Genomic DNA, 24,276 nt, shown 5'->3' with positions numbered 1-24,276 from the left:
CAGCTAATGCAGCGCCTTCACCAACGCAGCCGCCATCGTCTGCGGCCGATATCCAAGCTTGGCAGGCGTCAGCCCGAGCCGCACCACCACCAACTGCTCGGACGGGATAATGGCGACCGTCTGCCCGTCATGCCCTTCCATCCAGTAGGTATCCTTGGGCAAGCCCGAGGCAACGCCGGCACCGGGGCTTTCCTCGTCGCCCGGCCCCTCGATCCACAACTGACCCTTGCCGTAGGCTTTTGAAGCGGACGCCGGCTCCCGCATCCATTCGACGAAACCGGCCGGCAGTATTTCCCTGCCGTTCCAAACTCCATCCTGCAGCAGGAACTGGCCGAAGCGCGCCCAGTCGCGCGCCGTGGCGTAGAGATAGGAGGAACCGACAAAGGTCCCGGCTTCATCGGTTTCGAGCACGGCGCTATGCATGCCGAGCGGCTCGAACAGCATCGTCCTCGGCCAAGCCAGCGCTTTGCCCTTGTCGCCGACTGCGTCCTGCCAGAGGCGCGACAGCATCACCGTCGTGCCGCTCGAATAGGAAAACACCTTGCCGACATCCCCGGTCAGCGGCTTGGATTCGGCAAAGCCTGCCATATCGGGTTCGAGATAAAGCATTCGCGTCACATCGGCGACGTCGCCATAATCCTCGTTGAACTCCAGCCCGCTCGACATCGCCATCAGGTCGGCGAGGCTGATGGCCGAGCGGCCGTCGGCTTTCCAGAGGCCGAACAGGCCCTGGTTCGCCATCGCCATCTTGCCGTCCTTCACCAATGTGCCGATGATCGCGGCGTTCACCGTCTTGGTCATGGACCAGCCAAGCAGCGGCGTCTTTTCCGAAAAACCGTCGCCATAGCGCTCGGCAACGACGTGGCCGTTTTTCACCACCACCACCGCCCGCATCCCGGTGCCGGTCAAAGCCGGATCGTCGAGAATTTTCGCCAGCTCGGGGCTCTGCGAGCCGTCGACCCGCTCGCCCTCTGGCCACAATGCGTCCTGCCTGGAGGCGGCCGGCTCGACATAGACTGCCGTCTGCCGCGCCTTGTCGATGTCGCCGTCGGGAACCGAAGCACAGCCAAGCCCGTCGCGCGCGATCGCGACGCTCTTGCCCAGCACCCCGAACAGACCTGCCCAAACCGTCCCCTTCTCCTTGTCCACCGACACTCTCATCAGCTTCAGCAGCGGATGGCCCGGCGCCTGCACATCGACGGCGAGCACCTCGTTGGCGTCGCGTCCGGCGATAAAGACGTTGGAGCAGACGATCTTGGCCGAATAGCCCGAGCCGACACGGATGAGTTCCGGCGGCGCGAGATAGAGCCAGGCAAACAGTGCGGCGATCGCCAGCACGACCAGCCCCAGCAGCCATTTGACGATCTTCACAACGATCCGCATTCTTTGCGCCTCCCAAGGGCCCGCTTGACTTATGTCATCGATTTGCCGCCATTGGTTCGGCAAATCGCTGAACTTGTCGAGCGCCGTCAACCTGTTATCAACCATGATCGGCGATCACTAGTAATACCGGGCGATCCTGTGGGGTGACCGTCCGGTGGGGCAATATCCAGGGGCCACCCGCAGCATTAACCCATCAGCGACCGGCTGAAACCGGTTCAGGAGTAGCGATGCGCCGTTTCGCGGCCCTCATCACGCTGACGCTGCTGGGCGCTTGCTCGACTGTCGGCGATCTTGTGCCCGTCATGTCGCCGTCCAGCACGCCGACGGTTGCCGTGCGCGCTCCGCGTTTCGCCGACTCCAAGCCGCACGAATGGGACAGCGGCGCGCCATGGAACTATGCCGTTCACGGCACCGACGTCTCCAAATACCAGACCTCGGTCGACTGGCCGGCGGCCAAGGCCGGCGGCATCTCCTTCGCCTTCATCAAGGCGACCGAAGGCGGCGACCGCTTCGACGAGTATTTCAACGAGCATTGGAGCCGCACGAAATCCGCCGGAATTCCGCGCGCGGCCTATCATTTCTACTATTTTTGCACACCCGCCGCCACGCAGGCCCGCTGGTTCATCCGAAACGTGCCCAACGACCGCTCGGCGATGCCGCCGGTCCTCGACATGGAATGGAACCCGCAATCGCCGACCTGCAAGTTGCGCCCGGACTCTGCGACGGTGCGCAGCGAGATGAGCATTTTCCTCCAAATCGTCGAAAGGCATTATGGCAAGAAGCCGATCATCTACACCTCGATCGACTTCTTCGACGACAACAATCTCTCGGCCTTCCGTGGCTATCCCTATTGGCTGCGCTCCGTCGCCGGCCATCCACGCCAGAAATACGGCAGCCATCCCTTCACTTTCTGGCAGTACACCGGAACCGGCATTATTCCCGGCATGACCGGCAAGGCCGACATCAACGTTTTCAACGGCACGGAAGCTGCCTGGAACAAGTGGCTGCGGCAGAACACCCGTTGACACCAGCGCTTGCGCCTGCTTTTCGAAGCTGCCGGCGGCGAAAGTTTGCAACCGCTGGTGATCCGGAGCGCCGCGCGTGGGAATGGACGCGCAAAGGACGCTCTGGCACTTTGAATCTGCGCATGACCGCGGAAACCGATCTCGGTTTTCCGCGGTCATGCGTTAGCTCGAAAGGATGGCGATGCGACTGCGCTTTGAAATTCTCGCGGCGCTGTTCCTGACGGCCACGGCCCTGCCGGCTGCGGCGCAGGAATGCGGCGGCGACTTCGAGGCGTGGAAGCAGGGCGTGGCGGCGGAAGCCAAGGCAGCCGGCGTCGGGCCCGCCGGCCTCGAAGCTCTTGAAGAAGCGACCATCGACGACAAGGTTCTTGCGCGAGACCGCACCCAGGGAGTCTTTTCGCAGACCTTCATCCAATTCTCGAACCGCATGATCTCGGACTACCGCCTGAAGCAAGGTGCCGCCAATCTGAAGAAGTACGCCGATGTCTTTAGCCGCGCCGACCAGGAATTCGGAGTCCAGGCGCCGATCATCGCCGCCTTCTGGGCACTGGAGACCGATTTCGGCGCTGTGCAGGGCGATTTCCATACGCTGAATGCGCTGGTCACGCTCTCCCATGACTGCCGCCGTCCGCAGCTCTTTCGGCCGCAGATCGTGCCGTTGCTGACGCTGATCGATCGCGGCGTCGTGCCGGCCGATGTCGAGGGCGCCTGGGCCGGCGAGATCGGCCAGACGCAGATGCTGCCCTCCGACTATCTCGCCCGCGGCGTCGACGGCGATGGCGACGGGATCGTCGACCTGCGCGGCAGCGCGCCTGATGTCATCATGACCACCGCCAGCAAGATCATGTCGCGCGGCTGGAAACGCGACCAGCCCTGGATCGAGGAAGTGCGCGTGCCCGAAGACCTGCCGTGGGACCAGACGGGGCGCACCAACAAGCTGCCGCTGACGCAATGGGCGCAGTGGGGCGTCACCAATCCCAACGGCACGCCCCTCGTCGACAACGGCCTCAAGGCCGGTCTGGCGCTGCCAATGGGCCGCAAGGGGCCAGCCTTCCTCGTCTATGACAATTTCGACGTCTATCTCGAATGGAACCAGTCCTTCACCTACGCGCTGACTGCGGCAACCCTTGCCGCCCGATTGGCGGGAGCAAAGCAGTTCGACCCGCGCAATCCGGAGACCGGCCTCAATGGCGACCAGATGAGGGAACTGCAGACCAAGCTCGAGGCCAAAGGCTATGACGTGGGCACGGTCGACGGCATCCTGGGCACCAACACCCGCGACGCGATCCGCAAGGAGCAGATGCGCCTTGGCTTGCCCGTAGACGGCTGGCCGACGCCGGATCTTCTGGCGAGGCTGTGAGAAAAGCGAGTAGTGAGTAGTAAGTAGTGAATAGCGAGTAGCGAGTAGCTATCCTCACATGCGCTTTGGTGATTCTCGCCCGCTACTTACTATTCTCACTACTCACTACTCACTAATCCGCCATCGTCTCCAAACTCGCAAACCCCTGCGGCGCGTCGCCTTCATCGAAGGGCGTCGTCACCTCGACGAAGGTGTCCGGATAGAAGCCGTTGAAGCGGGTCCGGAGCGACAGCGAATAGGCGCCGATATGGCCGATCTCGATCCAGTCGCCGGTATCGACGGTTTCAGGCAACCAGAAGGGCCGCGACAAGATATCGACGGAATCGCAGGTCGCACCGCAGACCTTGAACGGCACGATGTTCTTCTCCTCGCCATTGCGCGAGCGGATCGCCGGATCGGGAATGAAGCGCGCCGGCAGGGTGATCTTGCCGGTCCATGAGTCCGACAGCGACGCCCAGATGCCGTCGTTGATGTAGAGCCTTTTGCCCTTGCGCAACAACACGCGCACGATCAGCGACAGGCAGCGCGCCACGATCACCCTGCCCGGCTCCGCCACCAGCGGCATCTGGTCAAACTGGTATTCCCTGAGATCGCCCGACAGCCGCGACATGATCTGGCCGAGCGACGGCATCTCGACCTGCTTGCGGTTGGGATCATGGCCGTACTCGGCCGGAAAACCGCCGCCGACATCGAGCCCCGCCACATCGAAGGTCAACCGGTTGCGCACCCAGTCGGCTGAGGCCAGCGCCCGCTCATAGGTGTCGGGATCCTCGATCTGGCTGCCGACATGGAAGCAAAGGCCGACCTTATAGCCCGTCCGGTTGAGACGCTCGGCGAGTTCGACCGCATAGGCCGGCCCGGCGCCGAACTTCTTCGACAATTCGTAGGCGGCCGATCCCTTCGTCTGGATGCGCACGAACACGGTGATCGCGCCCGGGTCGATGTCGAGCGCCCGCACCACGCGGGTCAGCTTGGTGATCTCGTCCTCATGGTCGAGCGAGATGACGCGGATGGCGTATTTCTCCAACGCCAGCTTGATGTCCGACTGCGCCTTGACCGGATGCATGTAGAGCATTTCGGCGTCGGGCGAGACCGCACGCACGGCGGCGAACTCGCCGGGCGAGGCCACGTCGAAGGCGTCGACGCCAGCCTCGACCAGCGCCTTCAGCACGATCTGCTCGCCATTGGTCTTGACCGCATAGGCAGTCTTGCCGGGAAACATGCCCATGAATTGTCGGGCATCCGCCTTCAGCACCTGCGGCCGAAAGCAATAGATCGGATCGTCCGGACGAAGCGCGAGCGCCGCCTCGCGGGCATTTTCGAATCGCTGCATGGACGAATCCCCTAAGTCAGGCTGCGCACAATTAATCCAAGCTAGCGGCTAATGAAAACAATTCTGTGTCTCGCGACCCTGAGGAAGCCACGCTAAGGCCATTGGCGGGAATGCTACGCCATCAATCAGGTTTCGGGTGGCCCTTGTCACCGGACCGGGTATGGCTTGAACAGACGCCTGACGGACTTGGCCCTGACAGACATGGCCCCTGACAGACATCGCATCGAGACCCGTCTGGGAGGACGATCGCATGGCAATCACAGCCGCCACCGCGAAGCCACGCGGGCCGATGGCTCTCAAGGACTGGGGACAGCTTCTGCTACTCGGTGCCATCTGGGGCGGCTCGTTCTTCTTTGCCCGTATTGCGGTATCGGAGTTGCCTCCGCTGGTGCTGGTGCTGTTTCGCGTTGCCATCGCCGCTATCGCCCTGCATCTCTATCTCGGCTTGCGCGGCCCATCCTTCCGTCTCGCCTTGCCGCATGCCGGGCTGTTCTTCCTGCTGGCGCTGACCAACAACGTCGTCCCCTTCTCGCTGATCTTCGCCGGTCAGACCGAGCTTGGCGCCGGCGTCGCCTCGGTGCTCAATTCGACGACGCCGTTCTGGACGCTGATCCTCGCCAATGCGCTGACATCAGACGAGAAACTGTCCTGGAACAAGCTTGCAGGCATCGCGCTAGGCATCGCGGGCACGGCGGTGATGATCGGTCCCGGCCTGCTTGCCGGGCTCGGCGGCCCGGTCTGGGCGAAATTCGCGCTGATCGGCGCCTCGCTGTCCTATGCGGTGGCGCTTATGATAGCCCGCCGCTTCAAGGGCGTGCCCTCGCCGGTCATCGCCACCGGGCAATTGACCGTCTCGACCATCATCATGATCCCCGTCGTGCTCTTTGCCTACGGTCCGGCCGGTCTCTTCTCCGCCTCGCCGCCGGTCTGGGCGGCGGTGCTGGCGCTGGCGCTGCTGTCCACGGCCTTCGCCTATATCCTCTACTTCAACCTTGTCGCCTCGGCCGGCGCCACCAACGCCTCGCTGGTCACGCTCATCGTGCCGGTCAGCGCCATCCTGCTCGGCTTACTGTTCCTTGGCGAACGGCTCGAGCTTTTCGAACTTGGCGGCATGGCGCTGATCGCATTTGGTCTGGTCACCATTGACGGGCGCCTGTTTGGCAGACGTTAGAGCGCCGCGCGTCCAATTGGACGCGCAAAGGACGCCCTAACACATTGATTTGAATCCGCATCGGGCTTTCCGAAAGTAAAATTCGACATTCGGGCCGATGCGGTAGCGCTGCCATGCCTTGGTGGTGCCGCGGCTATGCCACAATTTATTCACAGGTGTGAAGCCGGCTTTTGCCGAAGAGTTTCAATGCCTAACGGCAAAAAGCAGGTCGCAAATTCCACAATCTCGTCGCATTGCAGCATATTTTCTGCTTGCCTGTGGCACAAATGACCCTAGACTCTGGGCATAGCTCTTTAAGAGGAGGCTATGACATGGGACTTACGAGGCCAATCAACGCATTGATGATTTGTGCTGCGTTCGCATTTATCGGAGCCCTCATTATGGGCTTTCTTCCCTGACCCGCCAAAATGGGGAAGACCAGCACCAAATAGTCTAAATCATTGAAAAGGCCGGGGTTTTCCCGGCCTTTTTGCATTTTCAACGAACCTCGCACGGCTTAGGCGGCGGCTGATCCTGCCGCCTCGGTCTCATGCGAACGGATGCCGATCATGTGGCAGACGGCAACCACCAGATCGGCCCGGTTCATGGTGTAGAAGTGAAAATCGCCAACGCCGCGCTCGACCAGGTCGAGCACCTGCTCGGCCGCTACCGCCGATGCCACCAGCGCATGCGTCTGCGGGTCCTTCTGCAAGCCGTCGAAGCGCTCGGCCAGCCATGCCGGCACCAGCGCGCCGCAGCGCGCCGAGAAGTTGGCGACCTGGGTGAAATTGTGCACCGGCAATATGCCCGGCACGATCGGTATGTAGATGCCGGCCCGCCGTGCCCGCTCGACATAGCGCTCGTAGAGATCGTTGTCGAAGAAGAACTGGGTGATCGCCCGCGTCGCGCCATTGTCGACCTTGCGCTTGAGCATGTCGATGTCGGTCGCGAAATCCGGGCTTTCCGGATGCTTTTCCGGATAGGCCGAGACCGAGATGTCGAAATCGCCGGCGCCCTTCAGCGCCCCGACCAGCTCGGCGCCATTGGCATAGCCGTCCGGATGCGGCTTGTAGGCGGCGCCGACGCCTTCTGCCGGATCGCCTCGCAAGGCGACGAAGCGTTTCACGCCCATGTCGGCGAATTCCTGGATCACCGCGTCGACCTCGTGACGCGCGGCGTCGACGCAGGTCATGTGCGCCGCCGGTGTCAGCGTCGTTTCGTTGAGGATGCGCTTGACCGTGCGGGCGGTGCGCTCGCGGGTCGAGCCGCCGGCACCATAGGTGACCGAGACGAATTTCGGCTGGAGCGGCTCCAGCCGGGTGACCGTGTCCCACAGCCTGGCTTCCATTTCGTCGTTCTTCGGCGGGAAGAACTCGAACGAAACCCTGACCTTGTCGCCAATGTCGGGGCGGCGGGAAAAGCGGAACTGGTTCATCAGGCGACTTCCCCCATCGATTGTACATTGGCCGGTTGACGATCAGAGGCAGGATCGGCGATCAGCATGCGGCGGTCGCGGCCAAGCCACAGTTTTACGGTCAGCCGCGCCTCGTTGCCGCCGCGCGGTTCGAATTCCTGGCTGTCCTCGAGGTCGAGACCGGCCTCGGAAAACCACTCGGTGATCTGCCGGTCCGAAAAGCCGAGCCGCATATGCGCATGCTGGTCGCGCAGGAATTCCAGCGCATGCGGCGCGAAATCGACGATCACCAGCCGGCCGGCCGGCCGCAGCAGGCGCGCCGCCTCGCGGATGGCGCGGGCGGGATCGTCGAGATAGTGCAGCACCTGGTGGATGGTGACGAGATCGAAGGCGTCGCGCTCGACCGGCGGCGCAAAAATATCGCCCTGCCGCACCTGCGCATTCGAAACGCCCGCCTTGTCGAGATTGGCGCGCGCCACCGTCAGCATCTCACGCGACATGTCGATGCCGACGCCGCGCCGGTACAGCGGCGAAAAGATTTCGAGCAAACGCCCGGTGCCGGTGCCGAGATCAAGCATCGACTGGAACGGCCGCTTGCCGACGAGCTTGATGAGGGCAGCCTCGACGGCGCGGTCTGGCACATGCAACGAACGGATATGATCCCAACTCGCGGCGTTTTCAGAAAAATACTCGGCAGCGCGATCCTGCCGCTTGCGCTTGACGGAAGCCAACCGTTCGAGATCGCGCTCGACCTGCGGGTCGGCGCCGCGGATGCTGGAGACCAGCCTGATCACGAAATCCCGCGCCGCATCGGAATCTGAAAGCCGGAAGAAGGCCCACGACCCCTCCTGGTAGCGGCCGATCAGCCCGGCTTCGAGCAGCAGCTTGAGGTGACGCGACACGCGCGGCTGCGACTGGCCGAGAATTTCGGTGAGATCGGAAACGGTAAGGTCGCCCCGCGACAGCAACGCCAATATGCGTAGGCGGCTGGATTCGGCCGCCGCCTTCAACGTATCCACCATCGTATCGAGCGCGACATGCATGAGCGTATTCTCTTTGAAAAGATATAAACATATGTTTATGTCGATTTTCACCACCTTGCAAGGCTTATGTCGCTGTTGGACAAGAAAATGCCGCTTGCGTGATCCTCATAGGCGGCAATCGCTTTTCGGTCACGGTCGGCCGGAAACATGATAGAGGCGAAGGCATGTTCGAGACGCGCGACGGCGAAAGGCTTCTGGAAACCGATCCGGCCGATATGCCGCCGGACGGCCATGTCACCTTCATCGGCCGCATCGCCTCGCCGTGGACCTCGCGTGAGACCTGCCCTAAAAATATGAACGCCGCGCGGGAGACAGGCCAACCGGCGGTGCTCATGATCGACCTGCTTTATCGGGATGGACTGCTTGGCCTAGAACGCGCCAGCCACATCATTGTCCTCTCCTGGCTGCACCACGCGCCGAGGACTCTGATTGTCCAGAAACCCCGCCATGCGGCTGACCCGAAAGGGGTTTTCTCGCTGCGCTCCCCTGCCCGGCCGAATCCGATCGGCCTGCACATCGCCAGGCTCGTCGCCGTCGACATCGAGACAGGTCGCATCGACCTCGACGCCATCGATGTTCTCGATGGCACGCCAGTGATCGACATCAAGCCCTACTTCGCCTCGACCGACGCCTTTGCTGAGGCAACCATTGCCGGACGCGACGAGCTCAATCGGATTCGGCAATGAGCGCGCCGACCGGCCGCCGCCGCGCAATCGCCAAGGCGCTGACAGCACTTTTGCCGCTGGCGCCCTATGCCGACATGGAAAAGATCCGTACCGAAGCCGGCGCGGTGCATATGAAGACCTTGCCGCCGACCATCGCCGTTTGGCTGGCAACCATCGCGCATATCCGTCATGCCCACACCGACTACGAAAGGCTGCTGACCGAAGGCTATGACCGCGACTCGGCGCGCTTCTTCGTCATCGAACAGACCAACGTCGTGCTGACCCGCTGGCGCGCCACGCGCCTCCTCGACGCCGACGACGCGGAGGAATAGCGCCTGCCCTTCGATGGCTCATGCGGAAAGCCGGCCTGTTCCTTGTCCCACACGCCATGCCGCTCTATCCCATCACCTCAGTCGACAAGAGAAACGGCCTGACGGAGGAATTGATGAGCATCGATGCACAAACCAAACCGCTACTGCCTTCGGTCTCTGCCCTCCACATCGACCCGCATGGCTATCCCCAGGGCGTCGCCTTCCTGGATGGCCAGTATCTGCCGATGTCGCAAGCCAAGGTCTCGGTGTTGGATTGGGGGTTCCTGCATTCCGACGCCACCTACGACACGGTGCATGTCTGGAACGGCCGCTTCTTTCGTCTCGACCTGCATCTCGAGCGCTTCTTCGGCGGCTTGGAAAAGCTGCGCATGGCGATCCCGTTCGACCGCGACGGCGTGGCCGAAATCCTGCACAATTGCGTCGCGCTATCGGGCCATCGCGCCGCCTATGTCGAGATGCTGTGCACGCGCGGCGCCTCGCCGACCTTCAGCCGCGACCCGCGCGAGGCGGTCAACCGCTTCATGGCTTTCGCCGTTCCGTTCGGCTCGGTCGCCAATGCCGAGCAATTGCAGCGCGGCTTGCATGTTGCGATCAGCGACAAGGTGCGCATTCCACCGGCCTCGATCGACCCGGCGATCAAGAACTATCACTGGCTCGATCTGGTGCGTGGCCTCTACGACGCCTATGACCGCGGCGCCGAGACCGCGCTGATCCTCGATTTCAACGGCAATGTGGCAGAAGGCCCGGGCTTCAACGTCTTTTGCGTGAAGGACCAAAAACTGTCGACGCCAGCCATAGGCGTGCTGCCCGGCATCACAAGGCGCACCGTCTTCGATCTCTGCGCCGAGGCCGGACTTGCCGCCACCGCGGCAGACGTCAGCGTCGCTGCGCTGCGTGCCGCCGACGAGGTCTTCATCACCTCGACCGCCGGCGGCATCATGCCGGTCACGCTGATCGACGGCACCGCGGTCGCTGACGGCAAGGTCGGCGCCATCACCCAGCGCCTCATGGCGCTCTATTGGCAAAAACACGATGATCCGGCCTGGTCGAGCGTGGTGCGATACGGCTAGCTGCCAACACCTTGCTGTTGCGTCGCCCACATCAACAAAATGTGCTTCGGCCTTGGATGATCTGAGACCGCTTTCTATATGACCGAAACGGAGAAGCCTCCGTTTCGATCAAAAATCATTGAGAACTGGTGGATCATGACACACAAGGTTTGGTTTATTACCGGATCGTCAAAAGGTTTTGGCCGCGTCTGGGCCGAGGCCGCACTTGCTCGCGGCGACCGCGTTGCGGCGACGGCTCGCGATGCCAGCACACTTTCCGATCTCGTCGAAAAATATGGCGACAACATCGCCGCGATAAAGCTCGATGTCACCGACAAGTCGGCCGTCGAGGCCGCGATTGCCGAGGCGCACAAGCGTTTCGGCCGCCTCGACGTCGTCATCAACAATGCCGGTTATGGCCATTTCGGCGCCATCGAGGAAGTCAGTGAGCAGGAAGCCCGCGACCAGATCGAGACCAATGTGTTCGGCGCCCTCTGGGTCACCCAGGCCGTGCTACCGATCATGCGGGCGCAGCGTTCCGGCCATATCATCCAGATCTCGTCGATCGGCGGCGTCAAGGCCTTCGCCTCGCTCGGCCTCTACCACGCCTCGAAATGGGCACTGGAAGCCTTCAGCCAGTCGCTCAGCATCGAGGTTGCTCCATTCGGTATCCACGTCACGCTTGTCGAGCCGGGCGGCTTCTCCACCGACTGGGCGGGCCCGTCGGCCAAGGTCTCAAAAGCGATCGAAGCCTACGCGCCCGCCCGCGCTGCAATGGTCGAGCGCCGCAGCCGCGCCGTGGCCGGCGATCCTGAGGCGACCGGACCGGCAATGCTGGCAATCGTCGATGCCGCCGAGCCGCCGCTCAGGGTGTTCTTCGGCGATGGCGGCCTGCCGATGATCAAACAGGAATACGCCAACCGAATCGCCACCTGGGAAAAATGGGATCACGTGTCCGACCTGGCGCAAGGCGTGAAGAAGAATCGCAAAGCAGCCTGAGGTCAAAATCTCGCTACGCCGCCCAGGCGGCGTAGTCCTACCCCCGCCCCTAAGCGCGATAAATCCACTGCTCGGGCACGCGCGCCGAAATCTCCTCGCCGGCAACGATCGTGCCTGGTTTCTCGACCCAGGCGACAAGACCGCGCAGCCGCTTCGCCGCCTTTGGAAAGGCCAGCGCGCCGGCCTCGCGGTCGGCCATCCCGGCATTCTCGGCGATCGAGCGCCCGGCGACGCGGCACGGTCCGTTCTGCGCGTCGACCTTGATTGTGACGCCGCCCTTGAAAAACAACAGCGTGCCGGACGGCAGCATCGTGAGATGCGGTATTCCTTCGATCAAGAGATTGGCGCCGATCCACTCCGGTCTGATCTCCGCCAGCCCCATCCGTTCGGCAACGATCGCCAGTTCGTCCGCTGCCACGATCGACAGCTGCCGCTCGTTGCGCATTTCGGTGCCACGCGGATACCAGGGCTCACGGCCGCCGGACCGCCGCGTTGCGCCAGCGTGGAAATCGCCTGATATGCCGTCGAAGCCAAGCCGCAATTCTTCTACCGGCCGCGTCTCGAAATGATCTGATGGCGCGACGTAGAGCGCAGCCACTTTTGCGACGAGTTTGCGCGCCGGGATGATTTCGACCGGGTTCTCGGCCTCGGGGAAGAGATCCATCGGTTTTGTTCCTTGCATGATCTTGCTCTAACCGATGTCAAATCACGCGGTCCAGTCGAAAGCGCTGATGGTCCGATCTACGTGATGAATTCCTGATATCGGGCGATCACGATCTTCTTACTCCGAATTGGGATCTGTCTCGATGCCGCGCCGCATTGTTGCCGCGCTGCGTCGACTTGATGCTGGCACTTGGAGGAGCGGTCATCATGCATCCCGCGAACGCAATCGCTGCACTTTGGCTGATCTGGATTGTCTCATGGGCGGCAGCTGCCTACTGGGCTGACCCGGCGCAAAAGCGCGCCGGCTTCCAGGCGGAGTTTCGCTATCGCGCCCTGTGGATGATCGGCACGATCCTGCTGTTCGTTCCAGCGCATGGCTATGTCGGCCGCCTCAGACTCTGGTTCCCGACCCTTGCCGTGGCCTGGAGTTGCGTGGCGCTGATCGCCGTCGGCCTGGCCTTCTCCTGGTGGGCCCGCCTGCATCTCGGCCGGCTGTGGTCGGGCACGGTCACTGCCAAGGCCGGTCACCGTGTCGTCGACACCGGGCCCTATGGGCTGGTTCGGCATCCGATCTATACCGGCCTGTTGCTGGCGATCCTCGCCACCATGGCCGCGAAAGGCACGGTCTGGGGCGTTGCCGGTGCCGCCCTGCTTACTGTCGGCATCATCGTGAAGGCAAGGCTTGAGGAGAAGTTCCTGCGCGGCGAGCTCGGCAGCGCCTATGACGACTATGCCTTGCGCGTTCCGATGCTGGTGCCGTTCGCGCCCAAATAGGCTTCACAACATCCTGAGCAGCGCACCACCAATCGAGTATCCCGCGCCGAAGGCACAGAGCAGGCCGTAGTCGCCGGGTTTCATGTCGGCGTGGTTCTCCGACAGCGCGATGATGGCGCCGGCGCCGGCGGTGTTGCCGAGCCGCTCGAGCACCATCGGCGCGCGGTCGTGGTCGACCTCGTGGCCGAAGGCCAGTTTCAGGATCATGGCGTTCATCCGCGCATTGGCCTGGTGCAGCCAGAAGCGCCGGATTGTTTGCGGCGTCAGCCCGTGTTCGCCCAGGAATTCGACGATGAATTTGTGCCCGGCAACGGTGACTTCCTTGAACACCTTGTTGCCGACCTGCTTGATCAGATTGCCTTCCAGATTGATCATGTAGGGATCATCCTGGGCTGTGCGGGTGTGGTAGCCAAGATTGGTGCGGATGTTGTTGGACATCTGCGTCCAGGTGCGCGTGTCGAGCACCTCGAAGCGCCCGGGCCGTCTGTCGCCCTTGCCGAGTCCCTCGACGATCATCGACACCGAGGCGTCGCCGAAGATGAAATGCGTCTGCCGGTCGCGGAAATTGAGATGACCGGTGATGATTTCCGGCGTCGTCACCAGCACGCGCTTGTGCGCACCCGCCCGCACCAGATTGACCGCGATGTGCAGGGCGGCCGCGGCCGACGAGCAGCCGAGCCCCATGTCGAAGCCGGCGCCCTTGGTGCCCAACGCCTCCTGCATTTCGATGGCAATCGCCGGATAGGGCCGCTGGTGATGCGAGGCCGAGCAGATCACCAGATCGATGTCAGATGGCTGCAGGCCGGCATGGTCGATGGCTTTCCTGGCCGATGCGATGCCGAACTCGGCCTGCAGTGACAGCGCGTCGTCCGGCCGGGCCGGAATGCGCGGCGCCATGCGGGTCGGGTCGAGAATGCCTTCCCGCTCGATCACATGGCGGGTCTGGACGCCCGACGCGTGGACGATGAAGGCGCTGTCCGACTTCTGCAGCAGTGTCTCGCCCGAGGCCGAACGGCGCACATTCTCCATGTCGACCCAGGCATTGAAGCTGGCGACCAGTTCTTCATTGGTGATCGAAGGTTCAGGGATTTCGACGCCGATGCCGCTGATGATGACGCGATGCATTTCCATTCCGTCCATAGGCAGGCGTTGCGGCTCTCATGTGGGCGCCGAAGAGACTCGACGCAACACTTTTCTCATCCAGGCGGTTTATGCCGCCTTAAACCAGGAACATTGCCAGAGTTCACCGGAGTGCTAGGCGCCTCGCTTGGCAACAATGAAGATGCGCGGAAAACGCAGCAGCACCTTGCCGCTTGCCGTCTTCGGATAGGCCCCGGCGATCTTCGCCGTGTAGTGCTCCAGGAACATTTTCCGCTCGTCGGCGTCCAGCGGATCGAGGAAGGGTTTCAGCCCCGTCGCCTTCACCCATTCGACGATCGCCTCGGCATCGGCGAGCGGATGATTGTAGGCGGTGTGCCAGATGTCGAGCCGGTCGGAGAATGGCGACAACAGATCGTAGTAGAACGACACTGGCGGCAGTGGTCCACGCGCCGCCCCCTGGAGCTTTGCGGCAAACGGCATTTCCGCCGCCGTCTCCCGCATGTGCTGGTGCGAAGGCTCACCGAGATTGTCGGGCATCTGAATGGCAAGCGCGCCACCCGGCGCCAGGAAAGCCATCAGCCGCTGGAACACCGCTGGGTGCTCCGGCAGCCACTGGAACACCGCATTGGCGAAGATCACGTCGACAGATTGCGCCGGCTGCCAAGCCGCGGCATCGCCCAGCTCGAAGCTGACGTCGGGCAGCCTCGCCCTCGCCTTTTCGATCATGTCAGGTGAGGTATCGAAGCCGCTGACTTGCGCCGCCGGCCAGCGCTCGACCAGCAATTCGGTCGAGTTGCCCGGCCCGCAGCCGATATCGACGACCCGTCGCGGGAAGTCCACCGGCACCTGGGCGACGAGATCGCGCGCCGGCCGCGTGCGCTCGTCCTCGAATTTCAGATATTGGGCGGCGGACCAATCAGCCATTTCAGCTCCTCGATTTGAGAATTTCGCCCCCAAATCAGCGCCTTACCGCGTCAGCCTCTTATACGTCATGCGGTGCGGATTGACCGCATCCGGACCGAGGCGGCGGATCTTGTCCTGCTCGTAGTCCTCGAAGTTACCCTCGAACCATTCGACATGGCTGTCGCCCTCGAAAGCGAGGATGTGCGTCGCCAGGCGGTCGAGGAACATGCGATCGTGCGAGATGATGACGGCGCAGCCGGCGAAGTTTTCCAGCGCGTCTTCGAGTGCCGCCAGCGTTTCCGTATCGAGATCGTTGGTCGGTTCGTCGAGCAGCAGGACATTGCCGCCGGTCTTCAGCATTTTTGCCAGATGTACGCGGTTGCGCTGGCCGCCGGACAGGTTGCCGACCTTCTGCTGCTGGTCGCCGCCTCGGAAGTTGAACGACGCGCAATAGGCGCGGGTGTTGGCCTCGAACTTGCCGAGCTTGACCACTTCGGCGCCGCCTGAAATCTCTTCCCACACGGTCTTGGCCGGATCGAGCGTATCGCGGCTCTGGTCGACATAGCCGAGCTTGACGGTTTCGCCGACGCGGACCGTGCCGGCGTCCGGCTTTTCCTGGCCGGTGATCATGCGAAACAGCGTCGTCTTGCCGGCGCCGTTCGGGCCGATGACGCCGACGATGCCGCCGGGCGGCAGCTTGAATTCCAGACCCTCGATCAACAGCGTGTCGCCAAAGCCCTTCGACAGGCCGTCGACCTCGATCACCACATTGCCCAGGCGCTCGCCATGCGGAATGACGATCTGGGTGTCGGTCGGCCGCCGCTTGTCGGCTGCGTCCAGCAAATCCTGGAATGCCTGGATACGCGCTTTCGACTTGGTCTGTCGTGCCTTCGGGCTGGACTGAATCCACTCGCGCTCGCGGCCGATGGCACGCTGGCGGGCATCGTCCTCGCGGCCTTCCTGCTTGAGCCGCTTGGCCTTGGCTTCGAGATATTTGGTGTAGTTGCCCTCATAAGGAATGCCGCGGCCACGGTCGAGCTCGAGGATCCAGCCGGTGACATTGTCGAGGAAGTAGCGATCGTGGGTGATGATCATCACCGCGCCCGGATAGGCGCGCAGATGCTTTTCAAGCCACGCCGTCGTTTCGGCGTCGAGATGGTTGGTCGGCTCGTCGAGCAGCAGAAGGTCGGGCTGGCGCAGCAGGAGCTGGCAGAGCGCGACGCGGCGGCGCTCGCCACCTGACAGCTTGGTGACTTCCGATTCCTTGGGCGGGCAGCCCAGTGCCTCCATCGCCATTTCGACTTGTTGTTCCAGATCCCACAGGTTCAGCCGGTCCATCTCGTCCTGGAGCTTGGCCGACTCGTCGGCCGTCTCGTCGGAATAGTTCATCATCAATTCGTTGTAGCGCTCGATGATGGCGGTCTTGGCGGCGACGCCTTCCATGATGTTTTCGAACACGGTCTTCTTCGGGTCGAGCGCCGGCTCCTGCGCCAGGTAACCGACGGTGGCACCCTCGGCCAGCCACGCCTCGCCGTTCCACTCCTTGTCGATGCCGGCCATGATCTTGAGGATCGTCGACTTGCCGGCGCCGTTGGGGCCGAGGATGCCGATCTTGGCGTCGGGGTAGAAGGAGAGATGGATATTCTCGAGCACCTTCTTGGTGCCATAGGCCTTGTTGAGGCCGGCCATGTGATAGATGAACTGGCGTGCCACGCGCGCTTTTCCTTGATCAGAATGAATGGAAGTTGCGCGCTATGTAGGCGATGCCGTGCCGAACGGCAATCGCTTTTGGCGCTTTGGAGCTTTCCCCAGGCTGGGAGCGCCCATCCTGTCATCAACTTTTCGGATCGCAGCAGGGCCCCGCGAAAGCAGCGGTTAACCCTTGCGCGTCAAAACGGTGTTGGATGGGGAATCGACGGCACGCCGCGATTTCCAGAGAAGGATTGGATCGACGGCATTGCTGAACAGTTTCCTGCTCCTTGCCGAAGCGGTCCTCTACTTCGGCGTCATGGTCTCGCTCTTCCGCTTGAGGAGCCGCATCGGCCTCGGCGTGTTTGTCTGCGCGCTCGGCGTCATGCATTTCCTGGAAACCTACCTCGCCAGCGTCTTCTACGTCGCCTTGCCCTTCGGCATGGTTTCGCCAGGCTCCGCCGTGCTGTTTTCCGGCAAGCTGGTGATGCTGCTGCTGCTTTACATCAAGGAGGACGCGGCAACCGTCCGGCAACCCATCTACGGCCTCTTGCTCGGCAATGCGCTGATGATCGGGCTTGTGCTGATCCTGCGCCTGCATGAGATCGCGCCGCTCCCCAGCGGCAAGGCTCCCGACATCGGTTTCATCGACCAAATGGGCTGGCTGATGGTGTGGGGCACGACGCTGCTGTTCATCGACGCCATCCTCATCATCCTGCTCTATGAAAAGCTTGGGCGTTATCTGCGCAAGGCGCTTTTCGCCCGCGTCCTGATCTCCGTCGCTTGTGTGCTGACCTTCGACCAGGCGGGATTTTTCACCGCGCTGCATTTTGTCGCCGGCGCGCCGATCGCGGTTTTCTTCGGCGGCTGGTTCGCCAAGATGGGCGCCGCCCTGACCTACAGCCTGATGCTTGTCGCCTATCTCCGGTGGTTCGAAGCGCGGCAAGTCGCAGTGCCGCGCGGACTTTCCGACATCTTCGACACGCTGACCTATCGCGAACGCTATGAGGCTTTGATCGAACAGGTCGGCCGCGACGGCCTCACCGGCCTCTTGCATCGCGGCAGCTTCGAAACCGACGGCGAAACCGCCGTCGCAGTCAGTTTGCGCATGGCCAAGCCGCTCAGCCTGCTGATTATCGATGTCGACCACTTCAAGTCGATCAACGATCGCTTCGGCCATGCCGAGGGCGACAAGGTCCTGAAAACCATCGCCGCTGTGCTGACCGAGGTTGTGGGCGTCGAGGGTCAGGTGTTCCGGATCGGCGGCGAGGAATTCGCTATTCTCTGCGCCCGGTCGCATCCGGTCGCCAGATTGCTGGGCGAAAGCGTCAGGCACGCGGTCAAGGCGTCCGCACACACCAGAAAGTTCGACCTTACCGTCAGCGCCGGCGTCTCCACCGTCAGTGACAGCACACAGCGTCTTGCCGATCTTTTTGCCCTCGCCGACCAGCGACTCTACAAGGCCAAGCTGACCGGACGCGACCGTGTCATCGGCGAACCTGCTGCCAGCAACGCCGACAGGCTCGACGCATGGAGCCGCTCAGAACAGGGTGCCGGCGGATAATGTCTCCGCCGAACCGTTCGCCCTCAGGCGGCTGACCCGGATCAGCCCCGCTTTTTTCGCTGCAAGGCCCCGACCGCGACCGAGACACCCATCAGTGCGATCGCCAGCCATTTCAGCGCGCTGATGATCGGGCCGGCATTGATGTCATAGGCGATGAACAGAAGAATCCCCGGCACCAGCAGGCCACACAGCACGAGCGTGATGCGGTTGATCTGCCAGGACACTTTTGCGGCAAGGGCCTCGTCGCCAGGTGCTGCGACGAGCGCTGCGCGTATAGCTTTCGAGGCGAGCAGCGCACTTGAAAGGCGCATGGAAATGGGCAGGCCGAGCCCGATGATCAGAAAGGCGCAGGCCGCGAGCAGCAGCGAAAACTTGAGCGCGCTGGTTTCCGCCGGGACTGGGAACAAGAGTGTCGCCAGCGGCAGGAAGAGGCAAAAGATGCCGAGCGCGGCAAGGGCGATGAAGATCGCGGCATTGACCAGCGTGAACAGCTGGTAGGTACCGGCACCGATCGGCGCGGCGAGTGTTCGCATCCGCGCCCACTCCGCCTCGGTACAGGAAAAGCCCGGCCATTCCATGCGGCCGTCCCGGATTGCGACCATACCCCTGGCCCAGAAGGCCAGCCGCGCCAGCGCGCCGCCCGTCATGCCATTCATCGCCACCCCCGCCGAATGATGTGCACGATGCACACTAGATCGGGCAAGGACGAACCGACAGTCCCCGCCGCCTATTGGAACCCAACAGGGTCGACGGCACCCTTGGGGCAACCGGCCTTGGTCGTGGGCGCAGAGGCCTGCAACAGGTCGCCCAATGAGCTGTTGGGGCCGATCGGACCGGTCAGGCCAAGCGTCAACTCACCGATCAGCCGTCTGCCGCCCGAAGGATCGACCAGGCAGGACACACGGACCCGCTCGCCCGCCCCGGCGCCATAGGCGCTGTCAAAGGCGCGGCGAATCTGGTCCGAGGTCAGCTGCTTGCCGATGCTTTTCGTAAACAGGTCGCGCACCGGCGAAGCATTCACCGCGCGCATCAGGTTCAACGCATCGGCGAAATACTCCTGCTGGCTTTTGCCGTAACAGGTGCCGTGCTTGATCCACTCATGCCGGTCGAGCTTGGAAGCGGTGCCCGGCATCACCTGATCGAGCTCCGACCGCGTGCTCGCATCGAGATTGACCGGCGGCAAATCCTTCCAGTGCGCCGGGTTGTCGTTGGCTTTGTCGCTTGCCGCCACCTGGCAATAGAAATTCCCATTCGGCTGCGGCCACAGGCCATGCAAGGTGAAATGCGTCGCATCGAAACCGGCTGCGGTCTGCGCCTGGCATTCGGTCTTGCTGGCCTTGGTTTCACAAAAAGCCGGCTGCCAGCTCAGCGCGAAGACATATTCCGGTTTTCCCGAGGCCGGTGAGGCCGACTGGTTCTGATCGGCAGGCGCCGTCGACGCACTGCTGCCGGTGACATGGCCGCAACTGATTTTCACCCAACGGCGCTCCGGATCGGCGCCAGGCACGCGGATGAGATAATGCGTCGGCCCATCCTTGTTGCCCGCCAGAAGATCGTAGCTCTGCCCGGTCGCGGTCGAAACGCTACCGGGGTTCTTGCCGCTCTTGATCGCCTGCGTTGCCGGACAGGCGGCGTCGGCCACGAAGGAGCCGCTCATCTTCACATCGGCTCGCGCCACGCCGGCGCCGGCCAGTGCAAGAAACACCGAACTCCATATCGCCCAAATCCGCATTTCAGCACTCCTGACGGTTCATTCGGGCAAGCTAGAAACGTGCGACATGTCAGAATTACGATTTCTTTCGCCCGCCGCAAAAACAATCGCCACTGCGCGCGTCAGGTAACGAGTGGTTGATCAAAATCCGCCCTACCCTTTGTCAGCCTACGCAGCAGAAGCGCACCGCGACGTCCTTGACGTTGCCCGCGTCGTCACCCAACAGTCGCCGACGGGAGCGAAACATGCCATTTGACAAGCAGACGACGCTGGCCTCACCGACCGGGGCCACGCTCAACCTCTATGTGAAGCACGCCGGCGACCGGCCGCGCGCTGTCGTCCAGATCAATCACGGGCTGGCCGAGCATGCGGCGCGCTATGCCCGCTTCGCCGATTTCCTTGGCGAGCGCGGCTACCACGTCTACGTCCATGACCATCGCGGCCATGGCGCCACTGTAGCGCCCGACGCGCCGCTCGGAAGGTTCGCCGACACGAATGGCGGCGCCAAGGTCATCGCCGATGTCGTGGCTGTCCACGACCTCATCGCCAGCGAACAGCCCGGCCTGCCGGTCATTCTGTTCGGCCATTCGATGGGGGCATCCGTCGCTCTGAACTTCCTGTTGCGCCACTCGCCACGTGTTCATGCCGCCGCCATCTGGAACGGCAATTTCTCCGCCGGCCTGCTCGGCCAGGCCGCTCGGGGCATCCTTGCTTGGGAAAAATTCAGGCTGGGTTCCGACGTGCCGTCGCGCGTGCTGCCGAGGCTCACCTTTCAGGCCTGGGGCAAAGCGGTGCCCAACCACCGCACGCCGTTCGACTGGCTGTCCCGCGACGAGGCCGAAGTGGCGAAATACATCGCCGATCCGCTGTGCGGCTGGGATGCCTCAGTGTCGATGTGGCAGGACGTCGTCCAAATGGCGCTCAATGGCGGCAGCAACCGCAATTTTGCAACCGTGCGGCGCGAGCTGTTCGTCAATTTGGTCGGTGGCGAGAAGGATCCGGCCTCGGATGGCGGCAAGGCGGTCAGCCATCTCGCTGGCCGCATGCGCATGATGGGCTTTTCGAATCTGGTTTCAAAGGTTTACGCCGAAACCCGCCACGAAAGCCTGAACGAGGTGAATCGAAACATGATCATGGATGAGTTCGCGGCCTGGGCCGACGGCGTGCTGAAGCCCTGACCGGTTGGCCCATTGCAAGGGCCGTGACAGCAGCACGCGAGATTGATAGAGGCTGCGGTTCCGACCAATTCTGGTGATCCATGGCCCAACCTCCCCTGAAAGGCATCCGCGTAATCGAACTCGCCCGCATCCTTGCCGGGCCATGGGCCGGGCAGTTGCTTGGTGATCTGGGCGCCGACGTCATCAAGGTCGAGAGCCCGGATGGCGGCGACGACACCCGCAAATGGGGCCCGCCCTTCGTCACAAGCCATGACGGCGAGAACCTTTCGGCCGCCTACTATCATTCCTGCAATCGCGGCAAGCGCTCCATATCAGTCGACTTTTCGACGCCCGAAGGCGCAAACACTGTGCGCCGGCTGGCCGCGACAGCAGACGTGATGATCGAAAACTTCAAGCTCGGCGGCCTGAAGAAATATGGGCTCGATTATGACAGCCTGCGCAAGATCAACCCACGGCTGATCTATTGCTCGATCACCGGTTTTGGCCAAGACGGGCCTTACGCCCCACGCGCCGGCTATGACTTCATCATCCAGGCCATGGCCGGCATGATGTCGATCACCGGCGAGGCCGGCCGTGAGCCACAAAAGGCCGGCGTTGCCATTTCGGACATCTTCACCGGTCTTTATTCGGTCATAGCGATCCAGGCGGCACTTCGCCATGCCGAGAAGACCGGCGAAGGCCAACACATCGACATGGCGCTTTTCGACACCCAGATCTCGGCGCTCGGCAACCAGAGCCTCAACTATCTCGTCTCCGGCAAGTCGCCGGTGCAGATGGGCAATGCGCATATGAACATCGCCCCCTATGAGGTGGTGCCCGTCAGGGACGGCCACATCATCCTGGCGGTCGGCAATGACGGCCAGTTCGCCAAATTCTGTGCCGCCGTCGGTCTCGACGATTTGCCAGCGAATCCCGATTTCGCCACCAATCCCGCCCGCGTTGCCAACCGGGCAAAGCTGCGCGAGCGCATGATAGACGCGCTGAAGACCTGGGATCGTGATCCGCTGCTGACAAAGCTTGAGGCTGCAAGCGTGCCGGCCAGTCCGATCAACACCATCGGTCAGATGTTTGCCGATCCGCAGACCATCGCGCGCGGCATCCGGCTCGACCTCGACGACGGTCGCGGCAACCTTTTGCCCTCGGTGCGCGCGCCGATGGTGATGTCCGGCACGCCGCTGGTCTATGAGCGCCCCTCGCCGCGCCTTGGCGAACATACCGAAGAAATTCTTGCCGAACTGGAGAAGTCGGGACAATGAAGACAGGCGGACAACTGATCGTCGACGCGCTGGAAGCCAACGGCACCGACCGCATCTATTGCGTGCCCGGCGAATCCTATCTCGCGGTGCTCGACGCTCTGCACGATTCGGCGATCCGCACCATCGTCTGCCGACAGGAGGGTGGCGCCGCGATGATGGCCGACTGCCATGGCCGCCTGACCGGCAAGCCCGGCATCTGCTTCGTCACCCGCGGCCCTGGCGCCACCAACGCCTCGGCCGGCATCCACATCGCCATGCAGGATTCAGTTCCAGTGATCCTGTTCATCGGCCAGGTCGCCAGCCACGCCAAGGAGCGTGAGGCCTTCCAGGAGGTCGACTACAAGCGCTTCTTCGGCGACATCGCCAAATGGGTGGTCGAGATCGACGATGCTTCGCGCATCCCCGAATTCGTGACGCGCGCCTTCGCCGTGGCAACGTCCGGCCGTCCCGGCCCGGTGGTCATCTCGCTGCCGGAAGACATGCTGACCAGCCTGGTCGAGGCGCCGGCCGCCTTGCCGCATACGCCGGTTGAAACGCGTCCCGGCGAAGCCGAACTCGACACGCTGGAAAAGTTGCTCGGCAAGGCCAGGCGCCCCTTTGTCATCCTCGGTGGCACGCGCTGGGATGCGGAGGCCGTCCAGAAAATGCGAACCATCGCCGAGGCCTGGTGGCTGCCGGTCGGTTGCTCCTTCCGCCGCCAGATGCTGTTCGATCATCTCCACCCGAACTATGCCGGCGACGTCGGCATCGGCATCAACCCCAAGCTGGCAAACGCGATCAAGCAAGCCGACCTCGTGCTGCTCATCGGCGGCCGAATGGGCGAAATGCCGTCCTCCGACTACACTCTGCTGAAGAGCCCCTACCCCGACCAGACGCTTGTTCACGTCCATGCCGACGCTGGCGAACTCGGCCGCGTCTACCGGCCGACGCTGGCGATCAACGCCTCGCCTGCCGCCTTCGTCGACGCCTTTGCAAAGCGCAAGCCGTCCGGCACGGCGGCTTGGGCGGATGAAACACCGAAGCTGCACGCCGCCTATCTCGACTGGTCGACGCCGCCGGAAGGCGGTCCCGGTTCCGTCCAGATGGGGCCGATCATGAACTATCTGGAAAAGATGCTGCCCGACGACGCTATCCTCACCAATGGCGCCGGCAACTACGCCACCTGGGTGCATCGCTTCCACCGCTTCCGCCGCTTTGCCACGCAGGGTGCACCGACATCAGGCTCGATGGGTTACGGCACGCCGGCCGCGGTCGCCGCCAAGGAATTGTTTCCGGATCGCGACGTCATCGCCTTTGCCGGTGACGGCTGCTTCCTGATGAACGGCCAGGAATTCGCCACTGCCGTACAGTACGATCTGCCGATCATCGTTATCGTCGTCAACAACGGCATTTATGGCACCATCCGCATGCACCAGGAGCGCGAATATCCCGGCCGTGTCGTGGCGACCGACCTGAAGAATCCCGACTTCGCGGCGCTTGCCCGCGCCTATGGCGGCCATGGCGAGACGGTCGACAAGACCGCCGACTTCGCCCCGGCCTTCGAGCGCGCGCGCGCCAGCGGCAAGCCGTCGATCGTCGAGATCAGGCTCGACCCCGAGGCGATCACTCCGACCCGGACGATGACCCAAATCCGCGACAAGGTCTGAGGCAAGAAAAAGGGGCGGTCGCCCGCCCCTTTGCCGGC

22 protein-coding genes are annotated in these 24,276 nt (G+C 62.8%); 12 read left to right on the top strand and 10 right to left on the bottom strand.

The window, feature by feature from the left end:
• Window positions 1-3: 3 nt before the first annotated feature.
• Complete coding sequence (locus tag LHFGNBLO_RS19220; protein WP_258600795.1) at window positions 4-1,383, bottom strand: serine hydrolase domain-containing protein; 1,380 nt, start codon at window positions 1,381-1,383, stop codon at window positions 4-6.
• Between the two features lie 227 nt (window positions 1,384-1,610).
• On the opposite strand from LHFGNBLO_RS19220, the gene LHFGNBLO_RS19215 reads away from it, so the two are divergent.
• A complete protein-coding gene (locus LHFGNBLO_RS19215; RefSeq protein WP_258600793.1) occupies window positions 1,611-2,408 on the top strand; it encodes a glycoside hydrolase family 25 protein in 798 nt (265 codons plus the stop codon).
• 181 nt (window positions 2,409-2,589) lie between these two features.
• Window positions 2,590-3,768, top strand: a complete 1,179-nt coding sequence (locus LHFGNBLO_RS19210) for a lytic murein transglycosylase (RefSeq protein WP_258600792.1) — start codon at window positions 2,590-2,592, stop codon at window positions 3,766-3,768.
• A 112-nt stretch (window positions 3,769-3,880) separates the two neighbouring features.
• Here the strand turns inward: LHFGNBLO_RS19210 and LHFGNBLO_RS19205 are convergent, their stop codons facing one another.
• On the bottom strand, window positions 3,881-5,101 hold the full coding sequence (locus tag LHFGNBLO_RS19205; RefSeq protein WP_258600790.1) for an alanine racemase: 1,221 nt from the start codon (window positions 5,099-5,101) through the stop codon (window positions 3,881-3,883).
• A 250-nt stretch (window positions 5,102-5,351) separates the two neighbouring features.
• Between LHFGNBLO_RS19205 and LHFGNBLO_RS19200 the strand changes: the two genes are divergently transcribed.
• On the top strand, window positions 5,352-6,272 hold the full coding sequence (locus tag LHFGNBLO_RS19200) for a DMT family transporter (protein ID WP_258600788.1): 921 nt from the start codon (window positions 5,352-5,354) through the stop codon (window positions 6,270-6,272).
• 496 nt (window positions 6,273-6,768) lie between these two features.
• Here the strand turns inward: LHFGNBLO_RS19200 and metF are convergent, their stop codons facing one another.
• Together metF and LHFGNBLO_RS19190 are read right to left on the bottom strand one after the other, a co-directional pair.
• Window positions 6,769-7,686: a methylenetetrahydrofolate reductase [NAD(P)H] gene (gene metF, locus LHFGNBLO_RS19195; RefSeq protein WP_258600787.1), complete on the bottom strand. Its 918-nt coding sequence runs from the start codon at window positions 7,684-7,686 to the stop codon at window positions 6,769-6,771.
• Window positions 7,686-8,708: an ArsR/SmtB family transcription factor gene (locus LHFGNBLO_RS19190; RefSeq protein ID WP_258609820.1), complete on the bottom strand. Its 1,023-nt coding sequence runs from the start codon at window positions 8,706-8,708 to the stop codon at window positions 7,686-7,688. Before LHFGNBLO_RS19190 ends, metF begins: the two co-directional genes overlap by 1 nt.
• 164 nt (window positions 8,709-8,872) lie before the next feature.
• On the opposite strand from LHFGNBLO_RS19190, the gene tsaA reads away from it, so the two are divergent.
• From tsaA to LHFGNBLO_RS19170, 4 genes are all read left to right on the top strand, one after another.
• Window positions 8,873-9,394, top strand: coding sequence for a tRNA (N6-threonylcarbamoyladenosine(37)-N6)-methyltransferase TrmO (gene tsaA, locus LHFGNBLO_RS19185; protein WP_258600782.1), 522 nt, complete (start codon window positions 8,873-8,875; stop codon window positions 9,392-9,394).
• Complete coding sequence (locus tag LHFGNBLO_RS19180) at window positions 9,391-9,705, top strand: DUF2293 domain-containing protein (protein WP_258600781.1); 315 nt, start codon at window positions 9,391-9,393, stop codon at window positions 9,703-9,705. Before tsaA ends, LHFGNBLO_RS19180 begins: the two co-directional genes overlap by 4 nt.
• Window positions 9,706-9,818: 113 nt before the next feature.
• A complete protein-coding gene (locus tag LHFGNBLO_RS19175; RefSeq protein WP_258609818.1) occupies window positions 9,819-10,775 on the top strand; it encodes an aminotransferase class IV in 957 nt (318 codons plus the stop codon).
• A gap of 135 nt (window positions 10,776-10,910) precedes the next feature.
• The gene (locus LHFGNBLO_RS19170) at window positions 10,911-11,753 is read left to right on the top strand and encodes an SDR family oxidoreductase (protein ID WP_258600779.1); all 843 of its coding nucleotides are present in this window, start codon (window positions 10,911-10,913) and stop codon (window positions 11,751-11,753) included.
• A 49-nt stretch (window positions 11,754-11,802) separates the two neighbouring features.
• Here the strand turns inward: LHFGNBLO_RS19170 and LHFGNBLO_RS19165 are convergent, their stop codons facing one another.
• Window positions 11,803-12,417, bottom strand: coding sequence for an MOSC domain-containing protein (locus LHFGNBLO_RS19165; RefSeq protein ID WP_258600778.1), 615 nt, complete (start codon window positions 12,415-12,417; stop codon window positions 11,803-11,805).
• Window positions 12,418-12,623: 206 nt separating this feature from the next.
• On the opposite strand from LHFGNBLO_RS19165, the gene LHFGNBLO_RS19160 reads away from it, so the two are divergent.
• A complete protein-coding gene (locus LHFGNBLO_RS19160) occupies window positions 12,624-13,190 on the top strand; it encodes a methyltransferase family protein (RefSeq protein WP_258600776.1) in 567 nt (188 codons plus the stop codon).
• Window positions 13,191-13,193: 3 nt separating this feature from the next.
• Here the strand turns inward: LHFGNBLO_RS19160 and LHFGNBLO_RS19155 are convergent, their stop codons facing one another.
• From LHFGNBLO_RS19155 to ettA, 3 genes are all read right to left on the bottom strand, one after another.
• Window positions 13,194-14,315 carry a beta-ketoacyl-ACP synthase III gene (locus LHFGNBLO_RS19155; RefSeq protein ID WP_258600775.1) on the bottom strand — a complete coding sequence of 374 codons (1,122 nt, stop codon included), beginning with the start codon at window positions 14,313-14,315 and terminating at the stop codon, window positions 13,194-13,196.
• A 129-nt stretch (window positions 14,316-14,444) separates the two neighbouring features.
• On the bottom strand, window positions 14,445-15,215 hold the full coding sequence (gene tam, locus LHFGNBLO_RS19150; RefSeq protein ID WP_258600773.1) for a trans-aconitate 2-methyltransferase: 771 nt from the start codon (window positions 15,213-15,215) through the stop codon (window positions 14,445-14,447).
• A 42-nt stretch (window positions 15,216-15,257) separates the two neighbouring features.
• Complete coding sequence (gene ettA, locus LHFGNBLO_RS19145) at window positions 15,258-16,907, bottom strand: energy-dependent translational throttle protein EttA (protein WP_258600771.1); 1,650 nt, start codon at window positions 16,905-16,907, stop codon at window positions 15,258-15,260.
• Between the two features lie 244 nt (window positions 16,908-17,151).
• Here ettA and LHFGNBLO_RS19140 point away from each other — a divergent pair, with 244 nt between their 5' ends.
• Window positions 17,152-18,447 (top strand): sensor domain-containing diguanylate cyclase, encoded by a 1,296-nt coding sequence (locus LHFGNBLO_RS19140; RefSeq protein WP_258600770.1) that lies wholly within the window; start codon window positions 17,152-17,154, stop codon window positions 18,445-18,447.
• Between the two features lie 41 nt (window positions 18,448-18,488).
• Here the strand turns inward: LHFGNBLO_RS19140 and LHFGNBLO_RS19135 are convergent, their stop codons facing one another.
• Together LHFGNBLO_RS19135 and LHFGNBLO_RS19130 are read right to left on the bottom strand one after the other, a co-directional pair.
• On the bottom strand, window positions 18,489-19,103 hold the full coding sequence (locus LHFGNBLO_RS19135; RefSeq protein WP_258600769.1) for a hypothetical protein: 615 nt from the start codon (window positions 19,101-19,103) through the stop codon (window positions 18,489-18,491).
• Between the two features lie 71 nt (window positions 19,104-19,174).
• Entirely contained in the window at window positions 19,175-20,179 is a 1,005-nt protein-coding gene (locus LHFGNBLO_RS19130; protein ID WP_258600768.1) for a ribonuclease T2 family protein, read from the bottom strand.
• 224 nt (window positions 20,180-20,403) lie between these two features.
• On the opposite strand from LHFGNBLO_RS19130, the gene LHFGNBLO_RS19125 reads away from it, so the two are divergent.
• From LHFGNBLO_RS19125 to LHFGNBLO_RS19115, 3 genes are all read left to right on the top strand, one after another.
• Window positions 20,404-21,336, top strand: a complete 933-nt coding sequence (locus LHFGNBLO_RS19125; protein WP_258600767.1) for an alpha/beta fold hydrolase — start codon at window positions 20,404-20,406, stop codon at window positions 21,334-21,336.
• Between the two features lie 80 nt (window positions 21,337-21,416).
• On the top strand, window positions 21,417-22,592 hold the full coding sequence (locus LHFGNBLO_RS19120) for a CaiB/BaiF CoA transferase family protein (protein WP_258600765.1): 1,176 nt from the start codon (window positions 21,417-21,419) through the stop codon (window positions 22,590-22,592).
• Window positions 22,589-24,238 carry a thiamine pyrophosphate-binding protein gene (locus LHFGNBLO_RS19115; protein WP_258600763.1) on the top strand — a complete coding sequence of 550 codons (1,650 nt, stop codon included), beginning with the start codon at window positions 22,589-22,591 and terminating at the stop codon, window positions 24,236-24,238. The genes LHFGNBLO_RS19120 and LHFGNBLO_RS19115 overlap by 4 nt, the downstream gene beginning before the upstream one ends.
• Window positions 24,239-24,276: the final 38 nt, after the last annotated feature.

This window comes from Mesorhizobium sp. AR10 (assembly GCF_024746795.1).
Classification (GTDB): Bacteria; Pseudomonadota; Alphaproteobacteria; order Rhizobiales; family Rhizobiaceae; genus Mesorhizobium.
Note: the sequence above shows the minus strand (reverse complement) of the source record. Positions and strands in the feature narration are given on the sequence as shown.

Excerpts from the sequence above, each read along its gene's own strand:
- LHFGNBLO_RS19135 (WP_258600769.1), bottom strand. The coding sequence starts at position 19,103 with ATGAATGGCATGACGGGCGGCGCGCTGGCGCGGCTGGCCTTCTGGGCC.
- LHFGNBLO_RS19170 (WP_258600779.1), top strand. The coding sequence starts at position 10,911 with ATGACACACAAGGTTTGGTTTATTACCGGATCGTCAAAAGGTTTTGGC.
- LHFGNBLO_RS19120 (WP_258600765.1), top strand. The coding sequence starts at position 21,417 with ATGGCCCAACCTCCCCTGAAAGGCATCCGCGTAATCGAACTCGCCCGC.
- LHFGNBLO_RS19115 (WP_258600763.1), top strand. The coding sequence starts at position 22,589 with ATGAAGACAGGCGGACAACTGATCGTCGACGCGCTGGAAGCCAACGGC.
- LHFGNBLO_RS19205 (WP_258600790.1), bottom strand. The coding sequence starts at position 5,101 with ATGCAGCGATTCGAAAATGCCCGCGAGGCGGCGCTCGCGCTTCGTCCG.
- LHFGNBLO_RS19160 (WP_258600776.1), top strand. The coding sequence starts at position 12,624 with ATGCATCCCGCGAACGCAATCGCTGCACTTTGGCTGATCTGGATTGTC.
- LHFGNBLO_RS19155 (WP_258600775.1), bottom strand. The coding sequence starts at position 14,315 with ATGCATCGCGTCATCATCAGCGGCATCGGCGTCGAAATCCCTGAACCT.
- LHFGNBLO_RS19180 (WP_258600781.1), top strand. The coding sequence starts at position 9,391 with ATGAGCGCGCCGACCGGCCGCCGCCGCGCAATCGCCAAGGCGCTGACA.
- LHFGNBLO_RS19190 (WP_258609820.1), bottom strand. The coding sequence starts at position 8,708 with ATGCATGTCGCGCTCGATACGATGGTGGATACGTTGAAGGCGGCGGCC.
- LHFGNBLO_RS19220 (WP_258600795.1), bottom strand. The coding sequence starts at position 1,383 with ATGCGGATCGTTGTGAAGATCGTCAAATGGCTGCTGGGGCTGGTCGTG.
- LHFGNBLO_RS19130 (WP_258600768.1), bottom strand. The coding sequence starts at position 20,179 with ATGCGGATTTGGGCGATATGGAGTTCGGTGTTTCTTGCACTGGCCGGC.
- LHFGNBLO_RS19215 (WP_258600793.1), top strand. The coding sequence starts at position 1,611 with ATGCGCCGTTTCGCGGCCCTCATCACGCTGACGCTGCTGGGCGCTTGC.
- LHFGNBLO_RS19165 (WP_258600778.1), bottom strand. The coding sequence starts at position 12,417 with ATGGATCTCTTCCCCGAGGCCGAGAACCCGGTCGAAATCATCCCGGCG.
- tsaA (WP_258600782.1), top strand. The coding sequence starts at position 8,873 with ATGTTCGAGACGCGCGACGGCGAAAGGCTTCTGGAAACCGATCCGGCC.
- LHFGNBLO_RS19175 (WP_258609818.1), top strand. The coding sequence starts at position 9,819 with ATGAGCATCGATGCACAAACCAAACCGCTACTGCCTTCGGTCTCTGCC.
- metF (WP_258600787.1), bottom strand. The coding sequence starts at position 7,686 with ATGAACCAGTTCCGCTTTTCCCGCCGCCCCGACATTGGCGACAAGGTC.
- tam (WP_258600773.1), bottom strand. The coding sequence starts at position 15,215 with ATGGCTGATTGGTCCGCCGCCCAATATCTGAAATTCGAGGACGAGCGC.
- LHFGNBLO_RS19210 (WP_258600792.1), top strand. The coding sequence starts at position 2,590 with ATGCGACTGCGCTTTGAAATTCTCGCGGCGCTGTTCCTGACGGCCACG.
- LHFGNBLO_RS19200 (WP_258600788.1), top strand. The coding sequence starts at position 5,352 with ATGGCAATCACAGCCGCCACCGCGAAGCCACGCGGGCCGATGGCTCTC.
- LHFGNBLO_RS19125 (WP_258600767.1), top strand. The coding sequence starts at position 20,404 with ATGCCATTTGACAAGCAGACGACGCTGGCCTCACCGACCGGGGCCACG.